This is a genomic window from Pantoea sp. B550, from assembly GCF_024158165.1.
GTDB lineage: Bacteria > Pseudomonadota > Gammaproteobacteria > Enterobacterales > Enterobacteriaceae > Pantoea > Pantoea alfalfae.
Window position 1 is genome coordinate 201,271 of record NZ_JAMYXI010000003.1, and the last position, 20,619, is coordinate 221,889.

At 55.5% G+C, this 20,619-nt stretch carries 17 protein-coding genes; 5 read left to right on the top strand and 12 right to left on the bottom strand.

All coding sequences use genetic code 11. The annotated features are described in order from the left end of the window. Positions 1-55 precede the first annotated feature (55 nt). The 3 genes from cspE to NIM72_RS04025 form a co-directional block, all read right to left on the bottom strand. A complete protein-coding gene (gene cspE, locus NIM72_RS04015) occupies positions 56-265 on the bottom strand; it encodes a transcription antiterminator/RNA stability regulator CspE (RefSeq protein WP_003852684.1) in 210 nt (69 codons plus the stop codon). A gap of 647 nt (positions 266-912) precedes the next feature. After that, positions 913-1,917 (bottom strand): MBL fold metallo-hydrolase, encoded by a 1,005-nt coding sequence (locus tag NIM72_RS04020; RefSeq protein WP_253418851.1) that lies wholly within the window; start codon positions 1,915-1,917, stop codon positions 913-915. A gap of 18 nt (positions 1,918-1,935) precedes the next feature. Continuing rightward, positions 1,936-2,208 carry a YebO family protein gene (locus NIM72_RS04025; RefSeq protein ID WP_150014979.1) on the bottom strand — a complete coding sequence of 91 codons (273 nt, stop codon included), beginning with the start codon at positions 2,206-2,208 and terminating at the stop codon, positions 1,936-1,938. A gap of 204 nt (positions 2,209-2,412) precedes the next feature. On the opposite strand from NIM72_RS04025, the gene NIM72_RS04030 reads away from it, so the two are divergent. Beyond that, a complete protein-coding gene (locus NIM72_RS04030) occupies positions 2,413-2,649 on the top strand; it encodes a YobH family protein (RefSeq protein ID WP_253418854.1) in 237 nt (78 codons plus the stop codon). Positions 2,650-2,679: 30 nt separating this feature from the next. Here NIM72_RS04030 and kdgR read toward each other — a convergent pair whose 3' ends face one another. Next, on the bottom strand, positions 2,680-3,471 hold the full coding sequence (gene kdgR / locus NIM72_RS04035) for a DNA-binding transcriptional regulator KdgR (RefSeq protein WP_222925382.1): 792 nt from the start codon (positions 3,469-3,471) through the stop codon (positions 2,680-2,682). A gap of 187 nt (positions 3,472-3,658) precedes the next feature. Between kdgR and NIM72_RS04040 the strand changes: the two genes are divergently transcribed. Continuing rightward, the gene (locus tag NIM72_RS04040; protein ID WP_161733071.1) at positions 3,659-5,029 is read left to right on the top strand and encodes an MFS transporter; all 1,371 of its coding nucleotides are present in this window, start codon (positions 3,659-3,661) and stop codon (positions 5,027-5,029) included. A 340-nt stretch (positions 5,030-5,369) separates the two neighbouring features. Here NIM72_RS04040 and htpX read toward each other — a convergent pair whose 3' ends face one another. The 4 genes from htpX to NIM72_RS04060 all read right to left on the bottom strand — a co-directional run bounded on the left by htpX (position 5,370) and on the right by NIM72_RS04060 (position 9,853). Continuing rightward, positions 5,370-6,251 carry a protease HtpX gene (gene htpX, locus NIM72_RS04045; protein ID WP_161733073.1) on the bottom strand — a complete coding sequence of 294 codons (882 nt, stop codon included), beginning with the start codon at positions 6,249-6,251 and terminating at the stop codon, positions 5,370-5,372. Positions 6,252-6,495: 244 nt separating this feature from the next. After that, positions 6,496-8,535: a carboxy terminal-processing peptidase gene (prc, locus tag NIM72_RS04050; protein WP_161733075.1), complete on the bottom strand. Its 2,040-nt coding sequence runs from the start codon at positions 8,533-8,535 to the stop codon at positions 6,496-6,498. Between the two features lie 19 nt (positions 8,536-8,554). After that, complete coding sequence (gene proQ / locus NIM72_RS04055; protein ID WP_253418857.1) at positions 8,555-9,256, bottom strand: RNA chaperone ProQ; 702 nt, start codon at positions 9,254-9,256, stop codon at positions 8,555-8,557. Positions 9,257-9,352: 96 nt separating this feature from the next. Continuing rightward, positions 9,353-9,853, bottom strand: coding sequence for a GAF domain-containing protein (locus NIM72_RS04060; RefSeq protein ID WP_161733077.1), 501 nt, complete (start codon positions 9,851-9,853; stop codon positions 9,353-9,355). A 214-nt stretch (positions 9,854-10,067) separates the two neighbouring features. Here NIM72_RS04060 and yebS point away from each other — a divergent pair, with 214 nt between their 5' ends. The 3 genes from yebS to rsmF all read left to right on the top strand — a co-directional run bounded on the left by yebS (position 10,068) and on the right by rsmF (position 15,671). Beyond that, the gene (yebS, locus tag NIM72_RS04065) at positions 10,068-11,312 is read left to right on the top strand and encodes a membrane integrity lipid transport subunit YebS (protein WP_161733079.1); all 1,245 of its coding nucleotides are present in this window, start codon (positions 10,068-10,070) and stop codon (positions 11,310-11,312) included. Next, positions 11,281-13,914 (top strand): PqiB family protein, encoded by a 2,634-nt coding sequence (locus NIM72_RS04070; protein WP_161733081.1) that lies wholly within the window; start codon positions 11,281-11,283, stop codon positions 13,912-13,914. Before yebS ends, NIM72_RS04070 begins: the two co-directional genes overlap by 32 nt. A gap of 290 nt (positions 13,915-14,204) precedes the next feature. Then, complete coding sequence (rsmF, locus tag NIM72_RS04075; protein ID WP_253418859.1) at positions 14,205-15,671, top strand: 16S rRNA (cytosine(1407)-C(5))-methyltransferase RsmF; 1,467 nt, start codon at positions 14,205-14,207, stop codon at positions 15,669-15,671. A gap of 1 nt (position 15,672) precedes the next feature. Here the strand turns inward: rsmF and NIM72_RS04080 are convergent, their stop codons facing one another. The 4 genes from NIM72_RS04080 to NIM72_RS04095 all read right to left on the bottom strand — a co-directional run bounded on the left by NIM72_RS04080 (position 15,673) and on the right by NIM72_RS04095 (position 20,464). After that, complete coding sequence (locus NIM72_RS04080) at positions 15,673-16,320, bottom strand: metallophosphoesterase (RefSeq protein ID WP_161733085.1); 648 nt, start codon at positions 16,318-16,320, stop codon at positions 15,673-15,675. 258 nt (positions 16,321-16,578) lie between these two features. Next, the gene (locus NIM72_RS04085) at positions 16,579-16,791 is read right to left on the bottom strand and encodes a DUF1272 domain-containing protein (RefSeq protein ID WP_161733087.1); all 213 of its coding nucleotides are present in this window, start codon (positions 16,789-16,791) and stop codon (positions 16,579-16,581) included. Between the two features lie 146 nt (positions 16,792-16,937). After that, positions 16,938-18,299 (bottom strand): MFS transporter, encoded by a 1,362-nt coding sequence (locus tag NIM72_RS04090; protein WP_222925380.1) that lies wholly within the window; start codon positions 18,297-18,299, stop codon positions 16,938-16,940. Positions 18,300-18,433: 134 nt separating this feature from the next. Then, positions 18,434-20,464, bottom strand: coding sequence for a choline transporter (locus NIM72_RS04095; RefSeq protein ID WP_161733091.1), 2,031 nt, complete (start codon positions 20,462-20,464; stop codon positions 18,434-18,436). Between the last annotated feature and the right edge of the window lie 155 nt (positions 20,465-20,619).

The following is a 20,619-nucleotide window of genomic DNA, read 5'->3' on the forward strand; positions in this document are numbered from 1 at the left end:
GAGCCAGGGCTTTAAGATTCCGTGTCAGGGTGCAATGCACTGAGGCGGAGTCGAATCAGATAGCAGTGACGTTAACAGCTGCCGGGCCTTTCTGGCCGTCCTGAATTTCGAACTCAACGCTCTGGCCTTCAGCCAGGGTTTTAAAACCGTTGCCCTGAATAGCAGAGAAGTGTACGAACACATCTTTGCTGCCGTCAGCAGGAGTGATAAAACCAAAACCTTTAGACTCGTTGAACCACTTAACCTGACCTTTAATCTTTGCCATTTTGCAAATTCCTTTAGATGTTTATTTAGCCCGAAAGCTGTCTTACAGAAAAACCAGAGACATTACTGCATGAGGCACTAATTAAGGTTCGGCAAGGAAGCGGTATTCAACGTCAACGTCTTTACTCGTACTTCTTTACTGAAGATGCCATGCATAAACAGAACTGTACCTCGTTTAACCCACGAATTGTTATCACATATCCCAAAAATAATGGCAAGCCATTTTTAAAGCCCTGACGCGCCTGCGCACATATTTGCCAGAAGGCTCACATTGCCTGTTCCGCGGGGTCTACAAATGTGTCTGAGAATAAAGTCCATGCGCGGCCAGCGCGCGCTCCTGCCTGTGTTGCCAGGCATAACCCGATGGATACCATAAGAAATTAATATTTCACAAATATGGCAATAGCGAAATGAATAAGCGAAGCGGTAACGGTTGTAGATATCCAAAATCTGGCGTCAATCCTGTACAGCGCCTTTTATTTCGTACAAATAACGTTTTTTTTGCACCAAAAGCAGGAGCCAGCCATTAGCCTTGCTCCAAATAAAAGCAGGGATGCGGATTTTACTTATTAAGAATTTAACTTTCGATTTGAAAGATTGATGTCTGATAAAAACCTCCGTCTTTTATTTACACCGGAGGCTTTAGGATTATTCCTGGCTGAAATTATTCAGACTGCGACCTTCGCCTATTCGCCAGGGGGCGAAGCGGCCATTATGTTCGTCTGCCCGCTGTAGCGCATTCGCCAGTTCCTGTGGTGGCGCATCCAGCGACTCATCGGCCAGTTCAAACACGCCCCAGTGAATAGGCAGCGTCAATGGCCTGCCTGCTGCCTGCCATAACGCCACCGCCTGATCGGGATCCATGTGCTGGCTTGCCATGAACCATTTAGGTGCATACGCGCCAATCGGTAACGCAGTCACGCTGAACGGGCCAAGCCGGGCCGGAATCTCCTGCAGGCGGTCACTGTAGCCACTGTCGCCAGAAAACCAGAAACGCAGTGAGGCAGAGCGTACGACCCAACCGCACCAGAGTGAACGGTTGCGATCGCATGGGGTTCGCATACTCCAGTGACGGGCTGGCACCGCATCAAAACAGAGATTACCGAGCGTTACCTGCTGCCACCAATCGAGCTGGTGCACCTGATTTACGCCCTGCGCTCTGCACCATTTCGCCAGTCCCAGCGGCACAATAAAGGTCGCCTGCGGAAAATGCCGGATAATCGCTTTAACCGTCGGTTTATCCAGATGGTCGTAATGGTTGTGTGAAATCAGCACGACATCAAGCCGTGGCAGATCAGCGATGCTGATGGGTGCGGGTGTTTTACGCTGTGGCCCCGCAAACGCCAGCGGCGAGGCGCGTGAGCCGAGTGCCGGATCGATCAGGATATATTGTCCCTTAAGCCGTAACAGTACGGCAGCATGTCCGAGCCACCAGATACGATCGTCACTGCCGCTGATATCCGCGGGCTGCCACCATTGCCTGGTGAACGCCGCATAACCCTGTTGTGGGGGTATTGGTAGCCCCAGTGCTTTGCGCTCCCTGCGCCAGCGTTTCAGGTCACCCGGCCTGCGCTGTTCCGGTTCAGGATTACGAAATCCCTCGGGCGTGTGGTGCGCTTTGCTGCTGTCATACCACGGATTTTTCCAGGCCATTCCGTCTCTCTGGTGTGATTAACGTTCCGGGATTAACCGGATAAAGTCGCGCTTTTCCCGATCGTCTTCGGTTTTTTTACTTTCTGCCCCAGGCTGCATCTCAATCAGACGGCGCAGCAGCTGATTCTGTTTCTTCTGCTCTTCAAGTAAGGATTCCAGTAAACGGATCTGCTCACCCGCGCGCACGCTGGCCCGGTTTACAAAGAACCAGGCGATAAACGCCACAATCAAAATAATGACCAGCAGGCCATAGCTGACCAGGGGGCCCGAATTTGCGGCTAACTCATTCATAACTGCCTCGTAAAACTCAGTGGAAATTAAACAACCGCTCATTCTACCTGTAGCCATCGCAAAAGATAATGGGAGATACATCAATGCAGAATTTGCCGTTTCAGTTATCTCTGATCGATCCCGTCAGAAAAGCGAGGCATGCTGGTATCATCATAACCGGCAGCACCAGGTGGCGCGCTGAGTTATCTTTCACAAGGAGACACAATGAAACTGTTTATTCGCACAATAGGCCTGCTGGCGGTGATCTGGCTGGCAATGCTGCTTACCGGCTATGGCGTGTTAACCGGCAGTACTAAAAATGCCGCCGGACTTGGCCTGCAGTGCAGCTATCTTACCGCTCGCGGCGTCATCAACGCGCAGTATCTGCATACCGACAGTGGCGTGGTGGGCGTGACGGATTGTCCGTTGCTGAAGAAAAGCGGAGAAGTGATCGATAACTAGTGATAAAGCGGGCCGGATGGCCCGCTTTGTTCAGAATGGGTAGTCGTGATAGCCCATTTCTGCTGAGAGCGTGCGGGCCGCCCGATGCAACATCGCCACATAATCCTGGCGGGCATCTTCTGAAAAACGAATGGTGGGAAATGAGATACTGAGTCCCGCAATCACTACGCCAAACCGATCAAACACTGGCACGGCAAGGCAGCGTAGCCCCTCTTCCTGCTCTTCATTATCTTCGCCATAACCCTGCACTCTGACCTGATCCAGCGTCGTGATCAACGCCTCCGCGCTCAGCAGCGTATTGGCCGTGCTGCGTTTGAACTCCACATCCCGCAGAATTTCCTCAACATCGCTGCGATCGCGCCAGGCGAGCAGGACTTTACCAATTGCGGTGGTATGCAGCGGGTTGCGGCGGCCAATGCGCGAATACATGCGTAGATTGTAAAGCGAGTCGATTTTATGGATGTAGACAATACTGTCCTCTTCCAGCGCCCCAAGGTGAATCGTCTCTTTGGTCAGACGCGACAGCTCGCGCATCTGCACATCCGCGCTGCGGATTAAATCGACGTTCTGTAGCGCTTTGGCACCCAGTTCAAACAGCTTCAGCGTCAGTGAATACTTCTCGCTTTCACCTTCCTGCGTGACATAGCCCAGCGACTTCATGGTCTGCAGAAAACGGTAGACGGTGCTTTTTGACATCATCACGCGCTGCGCAAGCTCGGTAATACCGTGATCGCGCTCTTCACCCAGCGCCTGCAAAATGCCAAATACTTTAAGCACTGAAGAGACGGAATCGGGCTGTTTATCATTTTCAGCAGAGGACATCGCGCACCTTGTTAAATCTGTTTCAAAAAAAATGGAACGGACTGTCAGTATAGAGTGACGCACAGGTCGGCAGCAATGCTTTAACCATTGAGTCATATTTTAAGACAGTTTTTTATTTGTCCGGACGCTGCTTTTCCGCGCTTATTTCATTAGCATGATGATATTCACCCTCTTTAGTAATTAACTTATGACACGCTCTCCTCCTCAGGATGGATTACCCACGCGTCAGCGCTATATGGCCATCGTTACCATTGCGCTGGGCCTGACCATGGCGGTGTTAGACGGCGCGATTGCCAATGTAGCGTTACCGACCATATCGCGTGAGCTGAATGCCAGCCCGGCGCAGTCGATCTGGATTGTGAATGCTTATCAGATTGCGATTATCGTCTCGCTGCTGTCGCTCTCGTTTCTGGGCGATATGCTGGGCTACCGCCGCGTCTACCAGGCAGGCCTGGCACTGTTTATTGCGACATCATTGTTCTGCGCCTTTTCGACCACGCTAACCATGCTGACCTTTGCCCGTGTGCTGCAGGGCCTGGGCGGCGCGGCGCTGATGAGTGTGAATACCGCGCTGATACGCATTATCTATCCACAGCGGTATCTGGGACGCGGTATGGCGATCAACTCGCTGGTGGTGGCGGTGTCAACTGCGGCAGGGCCGACGGTAGCGGCAGCAATACTCTCGGTCGCCAGCTGGAAATGGCTGTTTCTGATTAATGTTCCGCTGGGTGCCATTGCGCTCTGGCTGGCGCTGCGAACGCTGCCTGATAACCCGCAGAAAGCCACAACACAAAAATTCGATGTGCCCAGCGCGATCATGAATGCCCTGTTCTTTGGTCTGATCATCTCCGCGCTGAGCGGCTTTGCTCAGGGACAGAGTCATCTGCTGGTGCTCTCCGAGGTCATTGCGCTGCTGGTCATTGGCTGGTTCTTTATTCGTCGTCAGCTCAACATGGCGGTGCCGCTGCTGCCGGTTGATCTGCTGCGTATCCCGATTTTCAGCCTGTCGATGGGGACGTCGGTCTGTTCGTTCTGCGCCCAGATGCTGGCGATGGTTTCACTGCCCTTCTTTCTGCAGAACGTCCTGCAGCGTAATGAGGTGGCAACCGGTCTGTTGCTGACGCCCTGGCCGCTGGCAACGATGGTATTTGCGCCGATTGCCGGCCGCCTGATTGAACGGGTGCATGCCGGGCTGTTGGGGGGAATTGGACTGGCGATGTTCGCGCTGGGACTGTTCCTGCTCGCGTGGCTGCCGGTAAATCCGGATGATGGCGATATTATCTGGCGCATGATGCTGTGCGGTGCCGGTTTCGGGCTGTTCCAGTCACCCAACAACCACACGATTGTCACCTCCGCGCCACGTAATCGCAGTGGCGGTGCCAGCGGCATGCTGGGTACTGCGCGCCTGCTGGGACAGAGTATGGGTGCCGCGCTGGTCGCACTGATGTTTAATCTGTTTAATGAACGTGGGACGCACGTTTCGCTGCTGCTGGCGGGCAGCTTTGCCGCCGTGGCCGCACTGGTCAGTGTGTCGCGGATGACGCAGACCCGCGCCTGATGGCAGAAACAGAAAAGGCGACCCACCTGGCAGAGGGTGAGCCGATTCGCTGTCAGGCCGGGCCTTCACAGGGAACCCGGTCAGCTCGGAAAGACTTCTGTCATCCATGACGGTCGTCCCGCACCATTGCGCACCTCATCCCTGAGGTGCGACCGTAAACGGTCCAACGGTTGCGTTGTTTAAAAACGCTCCCGGCGTTTTTGTCCTGGCGCGGGACGCTTTCCTCCTCTGCCCGGGTTCCCTGCATGTTGAGCTAAGATATTGCTGTCAGAGGCAGTCTGATTATGGTTTCTAAACAGAAAAGGCGACCCGCGGGTCGCCTTTTTTGCTCTGCTTAACGCTACTTCAGATACTGACCGCTGCGCAGGGCTTCAATACGCTTATCTAACGGCGGATGCGACATAAACAGCTCGCTGAATGATTTACCTTTACCGTTGATACAGAATGCCAGCATGCTGCTCGGCTCCTGTGGTTCGTAGCTGGTTTTCAGGCGCTGCAACGCCGCAATCATCTTCTCACGACCGACCAGCTTCGCTGAACCGGCATCGGCGTGGAACTCACGATGACGCGAGAACCACATGGTGATGATGCTGGCAAGAATACCAAATACCAGCTCCAGCACCATCGACACCGCAAAGTAGACCAACGGATTGCCGTTGCTGCTCTCTTCGCCATCACGGTTGCCGGACATAAAGCCCGCCGCAATCTGTGCCAGAATACGTGAAACGAAAATCACGAAGGTGTTCACCACCCCCTGGATCAGCGTCATGGTGATCATGTCACCGTTGGCGATGTGCGACACTTCGTGCGCCAGCACCGCTTCCGCCTCATCACGGCTCATGTTCTGCAACAGACCGGTTGAGACAGCCACCAGTGAGGCGTTACGACGCGCACCAGTCGCAAAGGCATTGATATCAGGTGCGTGATAGATCGCGACCTGTGGCATCGCAATGCCCGCCTGTTGGGCCTGACGGCCAATGGTATCCACCAGCCAGCGCTCGGTTTCATTGCGTGGCTGTTCAATCACTTCACCGCCAACCGAACGCAGCGCCATCCACTTCGACATCAGCAGTGAAACAAACGCACCGCCGAAGCCAAACAGGCCTGCCATGATCATCAGGCCCTGAACACTGCTTGACTGGATCCCTGTCAGGCTGAGAATCAGCCCGAATACCAACATCACAGCCAGGTTGGTCATCAGGAAAAGAGCAATACGCATCATTTTTGTTAATCTTCCTCAGTAGTTCACGCGCCTATACGCGGATACATATCCTATGAGCATTGGGCGGCTTTTCAAGCGACCTTAACGTTTAAGTGCCTAAAAAGACATAACTTTACATTCTGACACGCCTGATGAGTAGCCCAGCCTTCAGGCACCTTCACCAGCGCTAATCATTGCTTACTGGAAACTTTTCTGAGTACAAAAAAAAGCACCGCTGAGCGGTGCTTTTTCTGGCAACAGCGGATTATTTCGCCGCTGGCGCCTCTGGCTGGGATTTCTCCAGTTGCGCAAGATCGTTCGCGATCTTCACCGTCTCGTCGAGATAGGGATCCGGCTCTTTATAATCTTTCGGCAGCTCATCCAGGTTTTTCAGCGGTTTTTTGCCTTCGGCCTGATAGCGCGCGTTGATTCGCTCCAGTCGTGACGCATCATCTTCGTGGTTCTCTTTCTCGCGCTGGGCAAGATTGAGTGACACGATATTGCGCTTATCTTTCAGGGCATTGTAACGGGCAATGTCCTTCATGATGTACTGGAACTCGCGATCCTGAGCGATACGGTCCGCATGCTGCTTCGTCAGCTGCGCAACCAGCGGTTTAACATCACCGGTTTTGGTATAGGTTGCCGCTTTGATGCTGTCCCACGGCAGCGCGTTATCTTCAAATTTCTCACCGGTTTCAGCCGCTTCAACGCCGGTTGGCATCAGCAGATCCGGCGTGACGCCTTTACGCTGTGTACTGCCGCCGTTAATGCGATAGAACTTCTGGATCGTATAAGAAACGGAGCCTAACGCTGGCCACTCCGGACGCAGCATCTGATCGTAAATGCGGTTCAGCGAGCGATACTGCTGAACGGTGCCTTTACCAAAGGTTGGCTCGCCGACAATCACTGCACGACCATAGTCCTGCATCGCAGCAGCAAAGATCTCAGAGGCGGAGGCGCTGAAGCGATCGACCAGCACCACCAGCGGACCTTTGTAGTAGACCACGCCGTCGTTATCACTGTCTTCACGCACCCGACCATTATTGTCGCGAACCTGCACCACCGGACCACTCGGGATAAACAGGCCGGAAAGCGAGACCGCTTCGGTTAGCGCACCACCGCCGTTGGTACGGAGATCGATCACGACGCTATCGACGTTCTGTTTCTGCAGTTTCTGCAGCTGTACTTTCACGTCGTCGGTGAGGCCGACATAGAAACCAGGAATATCGAGCACGCCCACTTTCTGCTTGCCGACATTTTTGATGGTCAGTTTAACCGCGCGATCTTCAAGACGGATTTTCTCACGCGTCAGCGTCACAGTACGGGTTTTAGTACCCTTACCGGCGGGCAGAACTTCCAGGCGCACTTTGCTGCCCTTGGGTCCTTTAATTTTTGCCACGACATCATCCAGACGCCAGCCAATCACATCTTCCATCGGCTTGCCTGGCTGACCAACACCGACGATGCGATCGCCAACGGTAATGGCTTTGCTCTTCGCGGCCGGGCCACCTGCGACCATCGAGTTGATCACGGTGTAGTCGTCATCCATCTGCAGTACCGCACCGATGCCTTCCAGTGACAGGCTCATCTCGGTGTTGAACTGCTCAGTGTTACGCGGCGACAGATAGCTGGTGTGCGGATCGATTTCGCGGGCGAACGCGTTCATCACCAGCTGGAAAACATCTTCACCGTTGCTCTGGGCCAGACGACGGATAGCAAAGTTGTAACGCTTGGTCAGAACGTCGCGGATCTCGTTATCGTCTTTGCCCGCCAGCTTCAGACTCAGCTGGTCATATTTGACCTTGGCATCCCAGAGCGCATTGAGTTCAGCCTGATCTTTCGGCCAGGGCGCTTTGGCGCGGTCAATGTCGATTGTGTCATTGCCGCTGAAATTCATCGGACGCGCCAGCACCGTCAGCGCATACTGATAGCGCTCAAAACGGCGTTTCTGCGCCAGATTATAAATATCGTAAAAGAGATCCAGCTTGCCACTGCGCAGCTCATCGCCGACGGTGGTTTTTTTGCTGGCAAACTGCGCCACATCTGACGCCAGCAGCACATTGTGGCTGTAGTCGAGCATGTTCAGGTAGCGATCAAAAATTTTCGCTGAAAAGTTCTGATCCAGATCGAACTGGCGGTAGTGGGAACGGGTAAAGCGCGAGGTGACGCGCTCACTGACCGTCGGATCCTGCGGGTCTTCGTGAAGCTGGGGAATCTGATCGGCGCGGGTAATATTCTCTGCGCCGAAGGTTGGGCCTGCTAAGAGCAGGCCCGCAATAAGTCCAACTTTAAAAAGGGTGTTCATGCCGGGGTTAGCCTCCGTTTCAGAACTGCAAGTGTTCTGCGCGCACAATCATTGCCATGCCGGAAGCGAGCTGGACCCGAACGCCGTCTTTTGATACTTCAAGAACGGTAGCGTCCATCGCACTTTTGCCTGCTTTAACTTTAATACTCTGGCCGGGTTGCAAAGTTGAGGTATCAGTGATGGGTCGGGCTTCCTGCTCCGGACGTGGGGCTGGCTTGCGATGCTGTAAGGCGGTCGCACGCGGTGCAGTCGTCTGCGGACGTGGTTTACGCGCAGCATCGCCTTCTGCGGGCTTACGTGGCGCGGGCTTGCGTGGACGACGCGGTGCCGCGCCCTCTTCGCTTTCACCCGCTTCACGACGTGCAGCACGCTGCTGGTCACGCTGCGCCTGGACGCGTGCTTTCGCTTCTTCCAGTTGCTTACGTGCATGCTCAACGTGTTGCTCATCCAGCACGCCACAGGCGTTACCGTCGAGATCGACACGAATCGCACCGGCTTTGATGCCGTACAGATAACGCCAGCTTGACGTATAGAGACGCAGCGCGGAACGCAGCTGTGTTTTGCTCAGACCCATTTCGCCCTGAACACGCTCGACCAGATCCTGAAAGATACCGATTTTGAGCGGACGCGCTTCACCTTCAGCGCTAAAGCAGTGCGGAAAGCGCTCCGCCAGAAAAGTGATGACTTCTTTACTGCTATTCAACTTAGGTTGATTTTCCATGAAATTTCCTGATTACAACGGGTTTGCCGACCAGCGCAGGCATGAACAGGCGACATTATAATGACAACATCGCTAAATGCCATGTGATCCAGTCGATTAGCTGCGCGTCAGCTGCAGATATTTTTCTAAGTCGCTGTTCGCAAGCACTTCACAAAGCCCATCAGTCAGTTTGACCAGCCCCGATTCGTCGTCGCTGTCAAAGCGATTGTACTCCACGCTATCGATGTCCAGCACCCCAACCACAGTGCCATTCACTTTCAGAGGAATCACAATCTCAGCATTACTGGCAGCGTCACAGGCGATATGGCCCGGGAAAGCATGCACATCATCGACTCGTTGCACTTTTTCTTCTGCCAGCGCCGTGCCACACACACCTTTACCGACCGGAATGCGCACACAGGCGATTTTCCCCTGGAACGGGCCAAGCACCAGCGTATCGGCTTCCGTAAGCAGATAGAAACCTGCCCAGTTCACGCCATCGAGACGTTCGTACAGCAGCGCGCTAAAGTTTCCCATTGCGGCGAGGAACGCCGTTTCTCCCGCCAGCAAGGCGCGCATATCGCGATTCAAATCGGCGTAAAAGGCAGTTTTGTTCATTATTTAACCGTTACCAATGACATCTGAACGGGGCAATAGAGACCGTTCGTTAAAAATAAGTTTTAAATATCCAGAGCCACAAGGTGAATCATAGCGTTAGTTGCTATACCCTTAGCATTCTGTGGATCGAAGCGTGATGCCCGAGACAGGCACACAGACAATGTCTTAATGACCAATATCTGTTCCCTCTGAAGAGCGAAAATTGCATCACCCTATGAAAATTCACGCTATCAGCCAGACATTGCCTCACGCACGTTATCAGCGTTGCCCGCAATGCGATACCCTTTTTTCCTTACCGGATGTGAAAACGCATCAGTCGGCACACTGCCCGCGCTGCAACGCTGAGATTCTCAGTGGACGCGACTGGCCAATGACCCGACTGATGGCCATGGCCGCCACCATGATCGTGTTAATGCCCTTCGCTTTTTCCCTGCCGCTGGTGGATATCCGGCTGCTGGGTATGCGCATTAATGCCAGCGTGCTGGAAGGGGTGATTCAGATGACTCAGCAGGGTGATGTGCTGACCGCTTCGATGGTGGCCTTCTGCACTATCGGTGCGCCGGTAACGCTGGTCGCCGGCATCTGTTATCTCGGTATTGGTCATCGTCTGGGCATGAACCTGCGGCCCGTATTGATCATGCTGGAGAAGCTCAAAGAGTGGGTAATGCTCGATATTTACCTGGTCGGCATCGCCGTGGCATCCATCAAGGTGCAGGACTATGCTTCGCTGGAGATTGGCTATGGGCTGGCGGCCTACATTGCCCTGACGGTGCTGAGCGTGCTGACCATGATCCATCTGAATATGGAACAGCTGTGGGAGCATTTCTACCCGCAAAGCCCCGGCAATATGGCCCGTGACGACATGCAGGTCTGCCTCAACTGTCATAACACCGGCATCGCTGATGAACGGGGCCGCTGCCCGCGCTGCCATACGCCGCTCGACTTCCGTCGCCGCCACAGCCTGCAGAAATCCTGGGCTGCGCTGATCGCGTCGATTGTGTTCTTGATCCCTGCGAATCTGCTGCCTATTTCCGTGGTTTACCTGAACGGTTCACGGCGCGAGGACACCATCTTCTCCGGCATCCTGGGGCTGGGTGAAGGCAATATTCCGGTGGCAGCGATTGTGTTTATCGCCAGTATTCTGGTGCCCTTTACCAAGGTACTGGTCATGCTGACGCTGCTGCTTAGCATTCATTTCCGCTGTGAACAGGGACTGAGAACCCGCATCCGGTTGCTGCGGTTTGTGACCTGGGTTGGCCGCTGGTCCATGCTCGATCTGTTTGTCATTTCGTTAACCATGTCGCTGGTCAACCGTGATCAGCTGCTGGCTTTTACCATGGGACCGGCTGCGCTGTTTTTTGGCGCGGCCGTCATCCTGACCATTATGTCTGTTGAGTGGCTGGACAGCCGCCTGCTCTGGGATGCACATGCAACAGGAAACGCCGACTACACCGACTAACGCAACGCTGCGTAATAAGCGCAAAATTTCGCCCTTCTGGCTGCTGCCGGTCATTGCGATGCTGATCGCCTGCTGGCTGCTCTGGACTAATTATCAGGAGCGCGGCACCACCATCACCATCAATTTTCAGACGGCGGATGGTATCGTGCCGGGTCGTACCCCGATCCGTTATCAGGGCGTAGAAGTGGGCACCGTGCAGGGCATTAATCTCAGCGACGACTATCGTAGAATCCAGATTAAAGCCAGCATCAAGAGCGACATGCGCGACGCGCTGCGTGAGGATACTCAGTTCTGGCTGGTGACGCCCAAAGCCTCACTGGCGGGCGTCTCGGGTCTGGATGCGCTGGTCGGCGGTAACTATATCGGGATGATGCCGGGTAAAGGTAAACCCAGCGAGGCGTTTACCGCGCTGGATACGCAACCGAAATACCGGGTCAATACCGGCGAATTGATGATCCATCTGCATGCGCCCGATCTTGGCTCTCTCAACACTGGCTCGCTGGTCTACTACCGTAAAATTCCGGTTGGTCGGGTCTATGACTACAGTATTGATAATAAGGCCGATGGCGTGGCAATTGATGTGCTGATTGAGCGTCGCTTTATTAATCTGGTGAAGACCAACAGCCGCTTCTGGAACGTGTCGGGCGTCAATGCGGACGTCAGCCTGAGCGGCGCTAAAGTGCAGCTGGAGAGTCTGGCGGCGCTGGTCAATGGCGCGATTGCGTTTGACTCACCGCAGGGGGCGGAAACCGCCAAAGCGGAGCAGAACTACCGGCTCTATCCCGATCTGGCGCACAGCCAGCGCGGCGTGCAAATCACGCTTGACCTGCCTGATGGTAAAAATCTCAAGGCCGGCAGCACCCCGCTGATGTACCAGGGCCTGGAGGTGGGTACGCTGACTAAACTGAACCTGCTGGATGGCGGCAAGGTGACCGGCGAGCTGACGATTGATCCTTCTGTGGTTGGACTGATGCGCAGCGGTACCCGCATCGAAATGCACAGCCCGAAAATCAGCCTGACCGATACCAGCCTCAGCGCGCTGCTGACCGGTAATACGCTGGAACTGGTGCCGGGTGAAGGCGAGCCGCAGCAGCACTTCACCGTGCTGGCGTCGAATGAGACACTGCTGCAGAAACCCAACGTACTCACGGTCAAACTCAGCGCACCAGAGAGCTACGGCATCGATCAGGGCCAGCCGCTGATGCTGCACGGTATGCAGATTGGTCAGGTCATGTCACGTTCGCTGGATGAAAATGGCGTCAATTTCGTCGTCGCGGTCAATCCTGAAAATCGCAATCTGGTGCATGGCGACAGCAAATTTATCGTCAACAGTCGCCTCGATGTGAAGTTCGGTCTTGATGGCATGCAGGTATTAGGTGCCAGCGCCCGCGAGTGGGTAGATGGCGGCATCCGGCTGGAGCCGGGCAAAAAAGGCGAGCCAAAAAGCGCCTATCCGCTGTTTGCCGATGCTGAAAAAGCGGACGAAGGCATTACCGGCGATGGCCCGTCCACGACGCTGATGCTGACCGCCAACAGCCTGCCTGACGTACAGGCCGGTTCGGTCGTGCTTTACCGTAAATTCCAGGTGGGCGAGATTGTCAAAGTGACGCCGCGCGCTGACGCTTTTGATATTGCGGTGCATATTCAGCCGGAGTATCGCAAGCTGCTGACCAGCGAAAGCGTGTTCTGGGCTGAGGGTGGCGCACGCGTCAGCCTTAACGGCAGCGGTCTGACGGTGCAGGCATCGCCCCTTAACCGTGCGCTGAAAGGCGCAATCAGCTTCGACAATATGAGTGGTGCGCAGTCGGTCAAAGGGGCTAAACGCATGCTCTACTCCTCTGAAACCGCCGCCCGCGCGGTGGGCAGTCAGATTACGCTGCACACCTATGACGCCAGCAAGCTCTCTGCCGGGATGCCGATTCGTTATCTGGGTATCAACGTCGGTCAGGTGGAGTCACTGTCGTTAAGCAAAGATAACAATCAGGTCGTGGCGAAAGCCGTACTCTACCCTGAATATGTGAATGATTTTGCCCGCCTCGGCAGCCGTTTCTCAGTGGTTTCACCGGAGATTTCCGCTACGGGTGTAAATCATCTGGAGACCCTGTTACAGCCGTACGTCAACGTTGATCCGGGCAAAGGCGGTGCTGCACGCACCTTTGAATTGCAGGAAAGCACCATTACCGATTCGCGCTACCTGAATGGCCTGAACATTTATGTTGATGCCACTGAGGCCGGTTCACTGTCGCTGGGTACGCCGGTGCTGTTCCGGGGTGTGGAAGTGGGTACCGTCACCGGCACGTCACTGGGTAATATGGCCGACCGCGTGCAGATCGCCCTTCGCATCAGTAAGAAGTACCAGCATCTGGTGCGGAACAATTCGGTGTTCTGGCTGGCGTCCGGATACAACCTCGACTTCGGTCTGGTGGGCGGCGTGGTGAAAACCGGGACCTTCCAGCAGTTTATTCGCGGCGGTATTCAGTTTGCGACGCCACCAACGGTGCCGCTGGCGCCACAGGCGAACCCGGATAAACATTTCCTGCTGCAGGATGAAGCGCCGAAAGAGTGGCGTACCTGGGGAACGGCGATTCCGTCTCCGCGTTAATTTACTCTGAACGAGCCGCTTCTTTCAGACGGCTCAAAACGTAAAGCGATGGGAGTATACGCCTGTAGCAAAGCATCGCGGGCCATGGACAAAAACGCCGGGAGCGTTTTTGAACAACGCAACGCGTTGGCCCGTTTACGGGCGCACCTCAGGGATGAGGTGCGTAATCGCCCGCGCTGAGCATGCCTGGGATGGCGTCTTTAGCGTCTTTGCGAAAGGCGTATGCTCCCTGAGCCTTCACGTTATTCTCACTCTCAAACGGGCAGCCTGGCTGCCCGTTTTCTTTCCTCATGTTACACTGCCGCCTTTGCCTTAACTGGAATGTGCCCGTGTCAGATGCGTCTTCGTTTTTCCCCGCCGATTTTCTCTCATTAATGCGTCAGAGCCTGCCCGATGAGGCGAGCTTCGCGCAGTTTATCGCCTACAGTCAGCAACCGCTGCGCCGCAGTATTCGCGTCAATACCCTGAAGATCAGCGTAGCTGACTTCCTGAGCCAGACCGCCGGGTATGACTGGAAGCTGACGCCGGTGCCGTGGTGCGAAGAGGGATTCTGGATCAGCCGGGAAGATGAGAGCCTGCCGCTGGGTAGCGTCGCTGAGCATCTCAGCGGCCTGTTCTACATTCAGGAAGCCAGCTCCATGCTGCCGGTAACTGCACTGTTTGATACCCAGCCAGAGGTCAGCGCCGTGATGGATATGGCGGCGGCACCGGGTTCCAAAACCACCCAGATTGCGGCGCGAATGGGCAATCAGGGCGTAATCCTGGCAAACGAATTCTCCTCCAGCCGGGTCAAAGTGCTGCACGCTAACATCAGCCGCTGCGGCGTCAGCAACAGTGCCCTGACGCACTTTGACGCGCGGGTCTTCGGGCCCGCCCTGCCGGAGCAGTTCGACGCCATCCTCCTCGACGCACCCTGCTCCGGCGAAGGCGTGATTCGTAAAGATGCGGATGCACTGAAAAACTGGTCGCTGGCGAGTACCGAAGAGATCGCCGCGACCCAGCGTGATCTGCTCGACAGTGCCTTTCACGCACTCAAACCTGGCGGCACGCTGGTTTATTCAACCTGCACCCTGAATCAGATTGAGAATCAGCAGGTGATTAGCTGGCTGCTGCAGCGCTATCCGGACGCGGTTGAGGTCGTGCCGCTCGACAGGCTTTTTGAGGGTGGTGATCAGGCCGCGACGCCCGAAGGCTATCTGCATGTCTTTCCGCAGATGTTCGACAGCGAAGGCTTTTTCGTGGCGCGTCTGCGTAAAATCGCGTCAGTCGAGCCCTTACCCCTGCCGGGCTACAAAGTGGGTAAGCTGCCCTTCTCCCATCTCAACCGTAAGCTGGAAAGTGAGATCGTACAGGCCGCCGCCACTGTCTCTATCAAATGGGATGACGCACTGGAGCTGTGGCAGCGTGATAAAGAGATCTGGCTCTTCCCGAAAGCCGTCACCCCGCTGCTGGGCAAAGTGCGCTTTTCGCGCATTGGCCTGAAGCTGGCAGAAACCTTTGCTAAAGGCTATCGCTGGCAGCATGAAGCCGTGATTGCACTGGCGCAACCCGATGCGACGCAGGCCTTTGAGCTCACGGCGGCAGAAGCTGAAGAGTGGTATCGCGGCCGGGATATCTATCCGGAAACGGCACCCGTTAACAATGAGATGATTGTGACCTATCAGCAGCAGCCGCTGGGGCTGGCGAAGAAAGTTGGCACCCGCATCAAGAACAGCTATCCGCGCGAACTGGTGCGCGACGGTCGCCTGTTCCGCTAACTCACTTGAGTTGCAGCATCGTCAGATGATTGCCAAACACGGCGCCGGTATCGATGTAATGCAGATTGGCAATCGTCAGCGGCTGTTTCAGCGGGGTATGACCGAAGTAAAAGGCATCTGCGCCATGGATGCCCGCCTGCTCACCTGACTCCAGGTCCTCCAGCCGCTGACGGCTCCAGACCACCTTTTGCCAGTCGAGTGACTTATTCAATGCGTATTCCCGGGCCGGATAATCTGCATGGGCAATCACAATAGTGCGCTCACCCAATTGCAGATGCAGTATCAGCGGCCGTTCACCACAGCGCCGCAACGCATGACGTGCCGCGATTAACGCTGCGCCCCGCAGCCGGAAGAACCAGTCGCCGCCGTTCATCCGCCAGAGCGCCATTTCCTGTCCCTGCAACGCCGCCAGCGCCATCTCCTCATGATTGCCGCGCACGCAGCGAAACCAGGGCTCGTCCAGCAGGGCCAGACAACCCAGACTGTCGGGCCCGCGATCGATAATGTCGCCTACCGAAATCAGTAAATCCTGCTGAGAGTCAAACTGTTGCTGCTGCAACAGCGCATCGAGTTCGCGGCGGCATCCATGGATATCGCCCACCACCCAGATCCGTCGCCATGCTGCGCCATTCAGGACGTCGTAATACATGGGTGCATGCGCCTCTCTGCTGAAAACATTATCAGAGTATAGTCAGGGCTGGCCACGAATCGGCGTGATGAACGGGGAAACAGAACCAGTAAGGCTGTGGGGCGAAGAGAAACAGAGGGTGGAAGAAAAGTGCGTCCCTCCCGGCGCTTATCTCCGGCACTCAGTTAAGGTGGTAGCTCTGTCAGGGACGAGATTCATCATAACGGCATCGGGCCACGCAGGCTATTCTGCCTCTGACGTAATCGTCGTCATTTGAGATCAGCTGCGCATTTTGGCCGGATATTTCTGTAGTTTCTCTGCCGGACGCACCGGACGGCGCACCAGTTCACCGCCGCAGTTGGGGCAAACATGCGCGAAATGCTCATCGCAGTCAGCGCAGAAGGTGCATTCAAACGAGCAGATGCGTGCCGCCAGAGACGATGGCGGCAGATCGACGTCACAGTGTTCACAGTTCGGGCGCAGTTCCAGCATGGTATGACTCCTGAAGAAGCGGGTGACTCAGCATCGCTGCTGCTGGCCCGCCTGTCGAGCCAGTGACCGGACAGAAGTGAGCCAGATCCGGACATTATGCATAAAGCCATGCAAAGCCTGGCGAACAAGGTCCTGCCCTGTCGCGGCTATTTATGGCGCTGATCTTCGGAAACCTCCCCGGGATGATCGTCGGACAATGCCTCTTCATCAGTCGCGCCCTCGTCTCCACCGTACTCCTCCTCCGGTGCCTGACCGCCCATTGACGCCTGAATCACCTCCTCTTCCAGCGTCGGGATCAGCGCAGCACCCAGTGGCGAGGTCGCCAGACTGTCAGGCATGACCACGTGCGGCAGCGGGACTTCGGTTGTCGGAAGCGGACCTGGCGCACGGACAAAACTCAGCCCGCCAATCACCAGCGCACAGAGCGCAAAGAAGAGATAGAGCATATTGCTGCCCAGCGGCTGCATCAGCGCACCGACCACCAGCGGGCCGATACTGGCACCAATACCAAACGCCATCAGCAGACAGGCGGTTAACGACACGCGGCGCTCGGCGGCCACCTGATCGTTGGCCAGCGCCACCTGCAATGGATAGAGCGCGAACTGCATCATGCTGGCGGCAAAGGCGATGCCGATCATCCAGTCAAACGTCAGATGCGGCAGCAGGATAAGTGGCACGCAGATGACGGCAAACAGCATCGCAATAATAAACAGCAGTCGCTGACGATCGTAGCGGTCAGAAAGCCAGCTCAGTGGAAACTGCGACACCAGCCCGGCAAAGATCGTAAGACTCATAAAATAGCCGGTCTGACCGGTGGTGAAGCCTTTGCTGCTGCCATAAACGGGTGCCAGACCGTAGAAGGCACCAATTACCATGCCGGTTACCAGTGTGGTGCCGAGCAGTTTGGGGATGGTGCGGATAAAATAGCCCAGTTCCATGGGTGCGGGCGTCATCGGCCTGACATGGGTGCGGGTGGTCAGCGCTATCGGCACCAGACAGAGCGCGAAGCAGAGTGCGACAATCAGCAGCGTACTCACACCAAATCCGGTCTGCAGGCTCAGTATCACCTGCCCGCCACTCAGCCCAAGGTAGGTAGCGACCATATATAAGCCGAAAATCATGCCACGCTGCGACGATTCCGCCTGATCGTTGAGCCAGCTCTCCAGCACCATGTACTGGCACATCATGCAGAGTCCGATAATCAGACGCAGAAAGACCCAAAGCGGAATAAAGTCAGTCAGGCCGTGACCCACCACGGAGGCGGTAATGATCCCGGCGCAGGCGACGTAGGCACGGATATGGCCGACGCGGGCGATCAGGTTGTGCCCCACCTTGCCGCCAATGACCAGCCCGATATAGTTTGCCGCGATAATTGCACCAATCAGCGCGCCGTTAACCTGCTCGCTGGCCAGCCGTAATGAGACATAGGTGGTCAGTAAACCGGAACCAAGCAGCATCAGCAGCGTGGTGGTGTAGAGCGGCAGAAACGTACTGAATATTTTTCCCATATGACTCCCTGTCTATACCCTTCAGGCATCAGGCCAGCAAAGCCCTAAAGATAGACGATATCGGCAGGCGACGGCGTGCAACGGCTCGTCGATGGCAAAAAAAAACCCGCCAGCACAGTGCTGACGGGCCTGGTTTACACGCTCGGGAAGCTGATATTGCTGCCCGGCGCTTCACGGTTGAGATGGATGAAGTTCAGGTGTCGCTCATACTGATCCAGTATGTCGATGATCACCTGCTCTTTGCTGTAATCCATCAGGTCGTTACCCTGGCTGCCCTCCATCAGGAACGTTTCCAGTCGATAGTAGGTCGACTTACCGCTACGGGCGCGGTAGGTAAAGCCCGGAATCGAATATTGCTGCGGCCAGACCTGATAAATGAAGTCCTGCTCTTCGCCCAGATGAACACGCAGATCCAGATAGCCAATCGGGTTCGCCTCATCTGCCTCGACGCTTTCCAGTGTGACGCGGGCATCACGCAGTTCCAGCTCTTTTGCCACTTCCTGCATCGCCGGGAAAATGGTCTTTTCCATCATCTGCTGGGTGTAACGCGAACCCGGGTAGTTCATCAGGCGTGACAGACGCTTCTTCCAGGTCAGACGGTCGGTCGCATGCGCCAGATAGGGCGCAGTATCGCGCGTGGCGCTGGCACGGCGGTGATCCTCAATCTTCAGTGATTTAAACAGACCCGCCATCACAAAGAAGATCACAAAGCTGAACGGCAGTCCCATGATCACCGTGGTGTTCTGCAGGGCAGTGATACCGTTGGTCATCAGCATGCTCAGCGTCAGCACCCCAATCGCCACGGACCAGAAGATGCGCAGCCAGTTTGGCGCATCGCTGTTAATGTCTTTCAGCCGCGAAGTGAAGTTACCCAGCACCAGCGAACCGGAATCCGCAGAGGTCACGTAGAACAGCATGCCAGTGATGGTGGCAACCGATGCGCTGAGTTTAAACGCCGGATACTGCGCCAGCAGGCTGTAGAAGCCACGCTCTGCATGGTTCATTACTTCCTGCGCAAATTCCGTATTACCGTGAATGATCTGATACAGCGCGGCGTTACCGAACACGGACAGCCACAGCAGTGTAAAGGTGAACGGAATAATCAGCGTGCCCAGCACGAACTCACGAATGGTACGACCGCGTGAGATACGCGCCAGGAACAGGCCGACAAACGGCGACCACGCCACCCACCACGCCCAGAAGAAGAGCGTCCAGCTGTTCATCCATTGGGTTGGACGATCAAAGGCAAAGGTATTGAGCGTCATGCCCATGAAGCGGTTGATGTAATCGCCAACGTTCAGCACCAGAGCATTCAGCAGGAACTCGGTGTTGCCGAAGAACAGCACAAACAGAATCAGGCCAAGCGCCATGATCACGTTGAGTTCGGAGAGGAAACGGATCCCTTTATCAACACCCGACGTCACAGAGATGGTAGCGATCACCACAGAGAGGACAATCAGCGCGGTCTGCGCGGTCAGGCCTTCCGGGATATCAAACAGCACTTTCAGGCCGTAGTTCAGCTGTACGACCCCTATCCCTAACGTGGTAGCGATACCAAAGATGGTGCCGACCACGGCTGCGATATCTACCGTGTGACCAATGGGGCCATAGATGCGTTTACCGAATATGGGATAGAGCGCCGAACGAATAGTCAGCGGCAGGTTATAACGGTAGCTGAAGTAGCCCAGCGCGATGCCCATCAGTGCGTACATCGACCAGCCGGTCAGTCCGTAGTGGAACAGCGTCCAGACCATCGCCTGGCGGGCGGCTTCCAGCGTCTGCCCTGCTCCTTCCGGCGGCTGCATATACTGCGTCACCGGTTCGGCGACCGAGAAGAACATCAGGTCGATGCCGATCCCGGCAGCAAACAGCATGGCGGACCAGCTGAGCACGCTGAATTCGGGTTTAGAGTGCTCCGGCCCAAGCTTAATAGAGCCAAAGCGTGAGCAGGCCATATAGAGCACAAAGACGATGTAGAGGGTGGCAGCCAGCATGTAGTACCAGCCGAAGGTGGCGGAAACCCAGTTGACCGCCTTGAGGATCCAGCTCGCGGCCAGTTCACTGTAGAGAATCGTCACAAGTGAAAACGTCAGAATCAATCCGGCAGAGGTATAAAATACAACGGGATTGAGTCTGTCTTTTTCACCGGAAGGTGGATTATTCATCGATTACCTCTGGTTAATGTCCTGAAAATTCGCAATGGATACGTCTTGCCGCCCACGGTGTTCAGGCCGTGCGGCTCTGTTTCGTTCTGTCACTTCCTGTTAATCGCTATGACAATCCAGCCTATTTTAGCACTCATTGCCGTTTCGCTTACGCT

Bases quoted from the DNA above. Each gene is read 5' to 3' on its own strand.
- cspE (WP_003852684.1), bottom strand. From the start codon at position 265: ATGGCAAAGATTAAAGGTCAGGTTAAGTGGTTCAACGAGTCTAAAGGT.
- NIM72_RS04020 (WP_253418851.1), bottom strand. From the start codon at position 1,917: ATGGCCTGGAAAAATCCGTGGTATGACAGCAGCAAAGCGCACCACACG.
- NIM72_RS04025 (WP_150014979.1), bottom strand. From the start codon at position 2,208: ATGAATGAGTTAGCCGCAAATTCGGGCCCCCTGGTCAGCTATGGCCTG.
- NIM72_RS04030 (WP_253418854.1), top strand. From the start codon at position 2,413: ATGAAACTGTTTATTCGCACAATAGGCCTGCTGGCGGTGATCTGGCTG.
- kdgR (WP_222925382.1), bottom strand. From the start codon at position 3,471: ATGTCCTCTGCTGAAAATGATAAACAGCCCGATTCCGTCTCTTCAGTG.
- NIM72_RS04040 (WP_161733071.1), top strand. From the start codon at position 3,659: ATGACACGCTCTCCTCCTCAGGATGGATTACCCACGCGTCAGCGCTAT.
- htpX (WP_161733073.1), bottom strand. From the start codon at position 6,251: ATGATGCGTATTGCTCTTTTCCTGATGACCAACCTGGCTGTGATGTTG.
- prc (WP_161733075.1), bottom strand. From the start codon at position 8,535: ATGAACACCCTTTTTAAAGTTGGACTTATTGCGGGCCTGCTCTTAGCA.
- proQ (WP_253418857.1), bottom strand. From the start codon at position 9,256: ATGGAAAATCAACCTAAGTTGAATAGCAGTAAAGAAGTCATCACTTTT.
- NIM72_RS04060 (WP_161733077.1), bottom strand. From the start codon at position 9,853: ATGAACAAAACTGCCTTTTACGCCGATTTGAATCGCGATATGCGCGCC.
- yebS (WP_161733079.1), top strand. From the start codon at position 10,068: ATGAAAATTCACGCTATCAGCCAGACATTGCCTCACGCACGTTATCAG.
- NIM72_RS04070 (WP_161733081.1), top strand. From the start codon at position 11,281: ATGCAACAGGAAACGCCGACTACACCGACTAACGCAACGCTGCGTAAT.
- rsmF (WP_253418859.1), top strand. From the start codon at position 14,205: ATGTTACACTGCCGCCTTTGCCTTAACTGGAATGTGCCCGTGTCAGAT.
- NIM72_RS04080 (WP_161733085.1), bottom strand. From the start codon at position 16,320: ATGTATTACGACGTCCTGAATGGCGCAGCATGGCGACGGATCTGGGTG.
- NIM72_RS04085 (WP_161733087.1), bottom strand. From the start codon at position 16,791: ATGCTGGAACTGCGCCCGAACTGTGAACACTGTGACGTCGATCTGCCG.
- NIM72_RS04090 (WP_222925380.1), bottom strand. From the start codon at position 18,299: ATGGGAAAAATATTCAGTACGTTTCTGCCGCTCTACACCACCACGCTG.
- NIM72_RS04095 (WP_161733091.1), bottom strand. From the start codon at position 20,464: ATGAATAATCCACCTTCCGGTGAAAAAGACAGACTCAATCCCGTTGTA.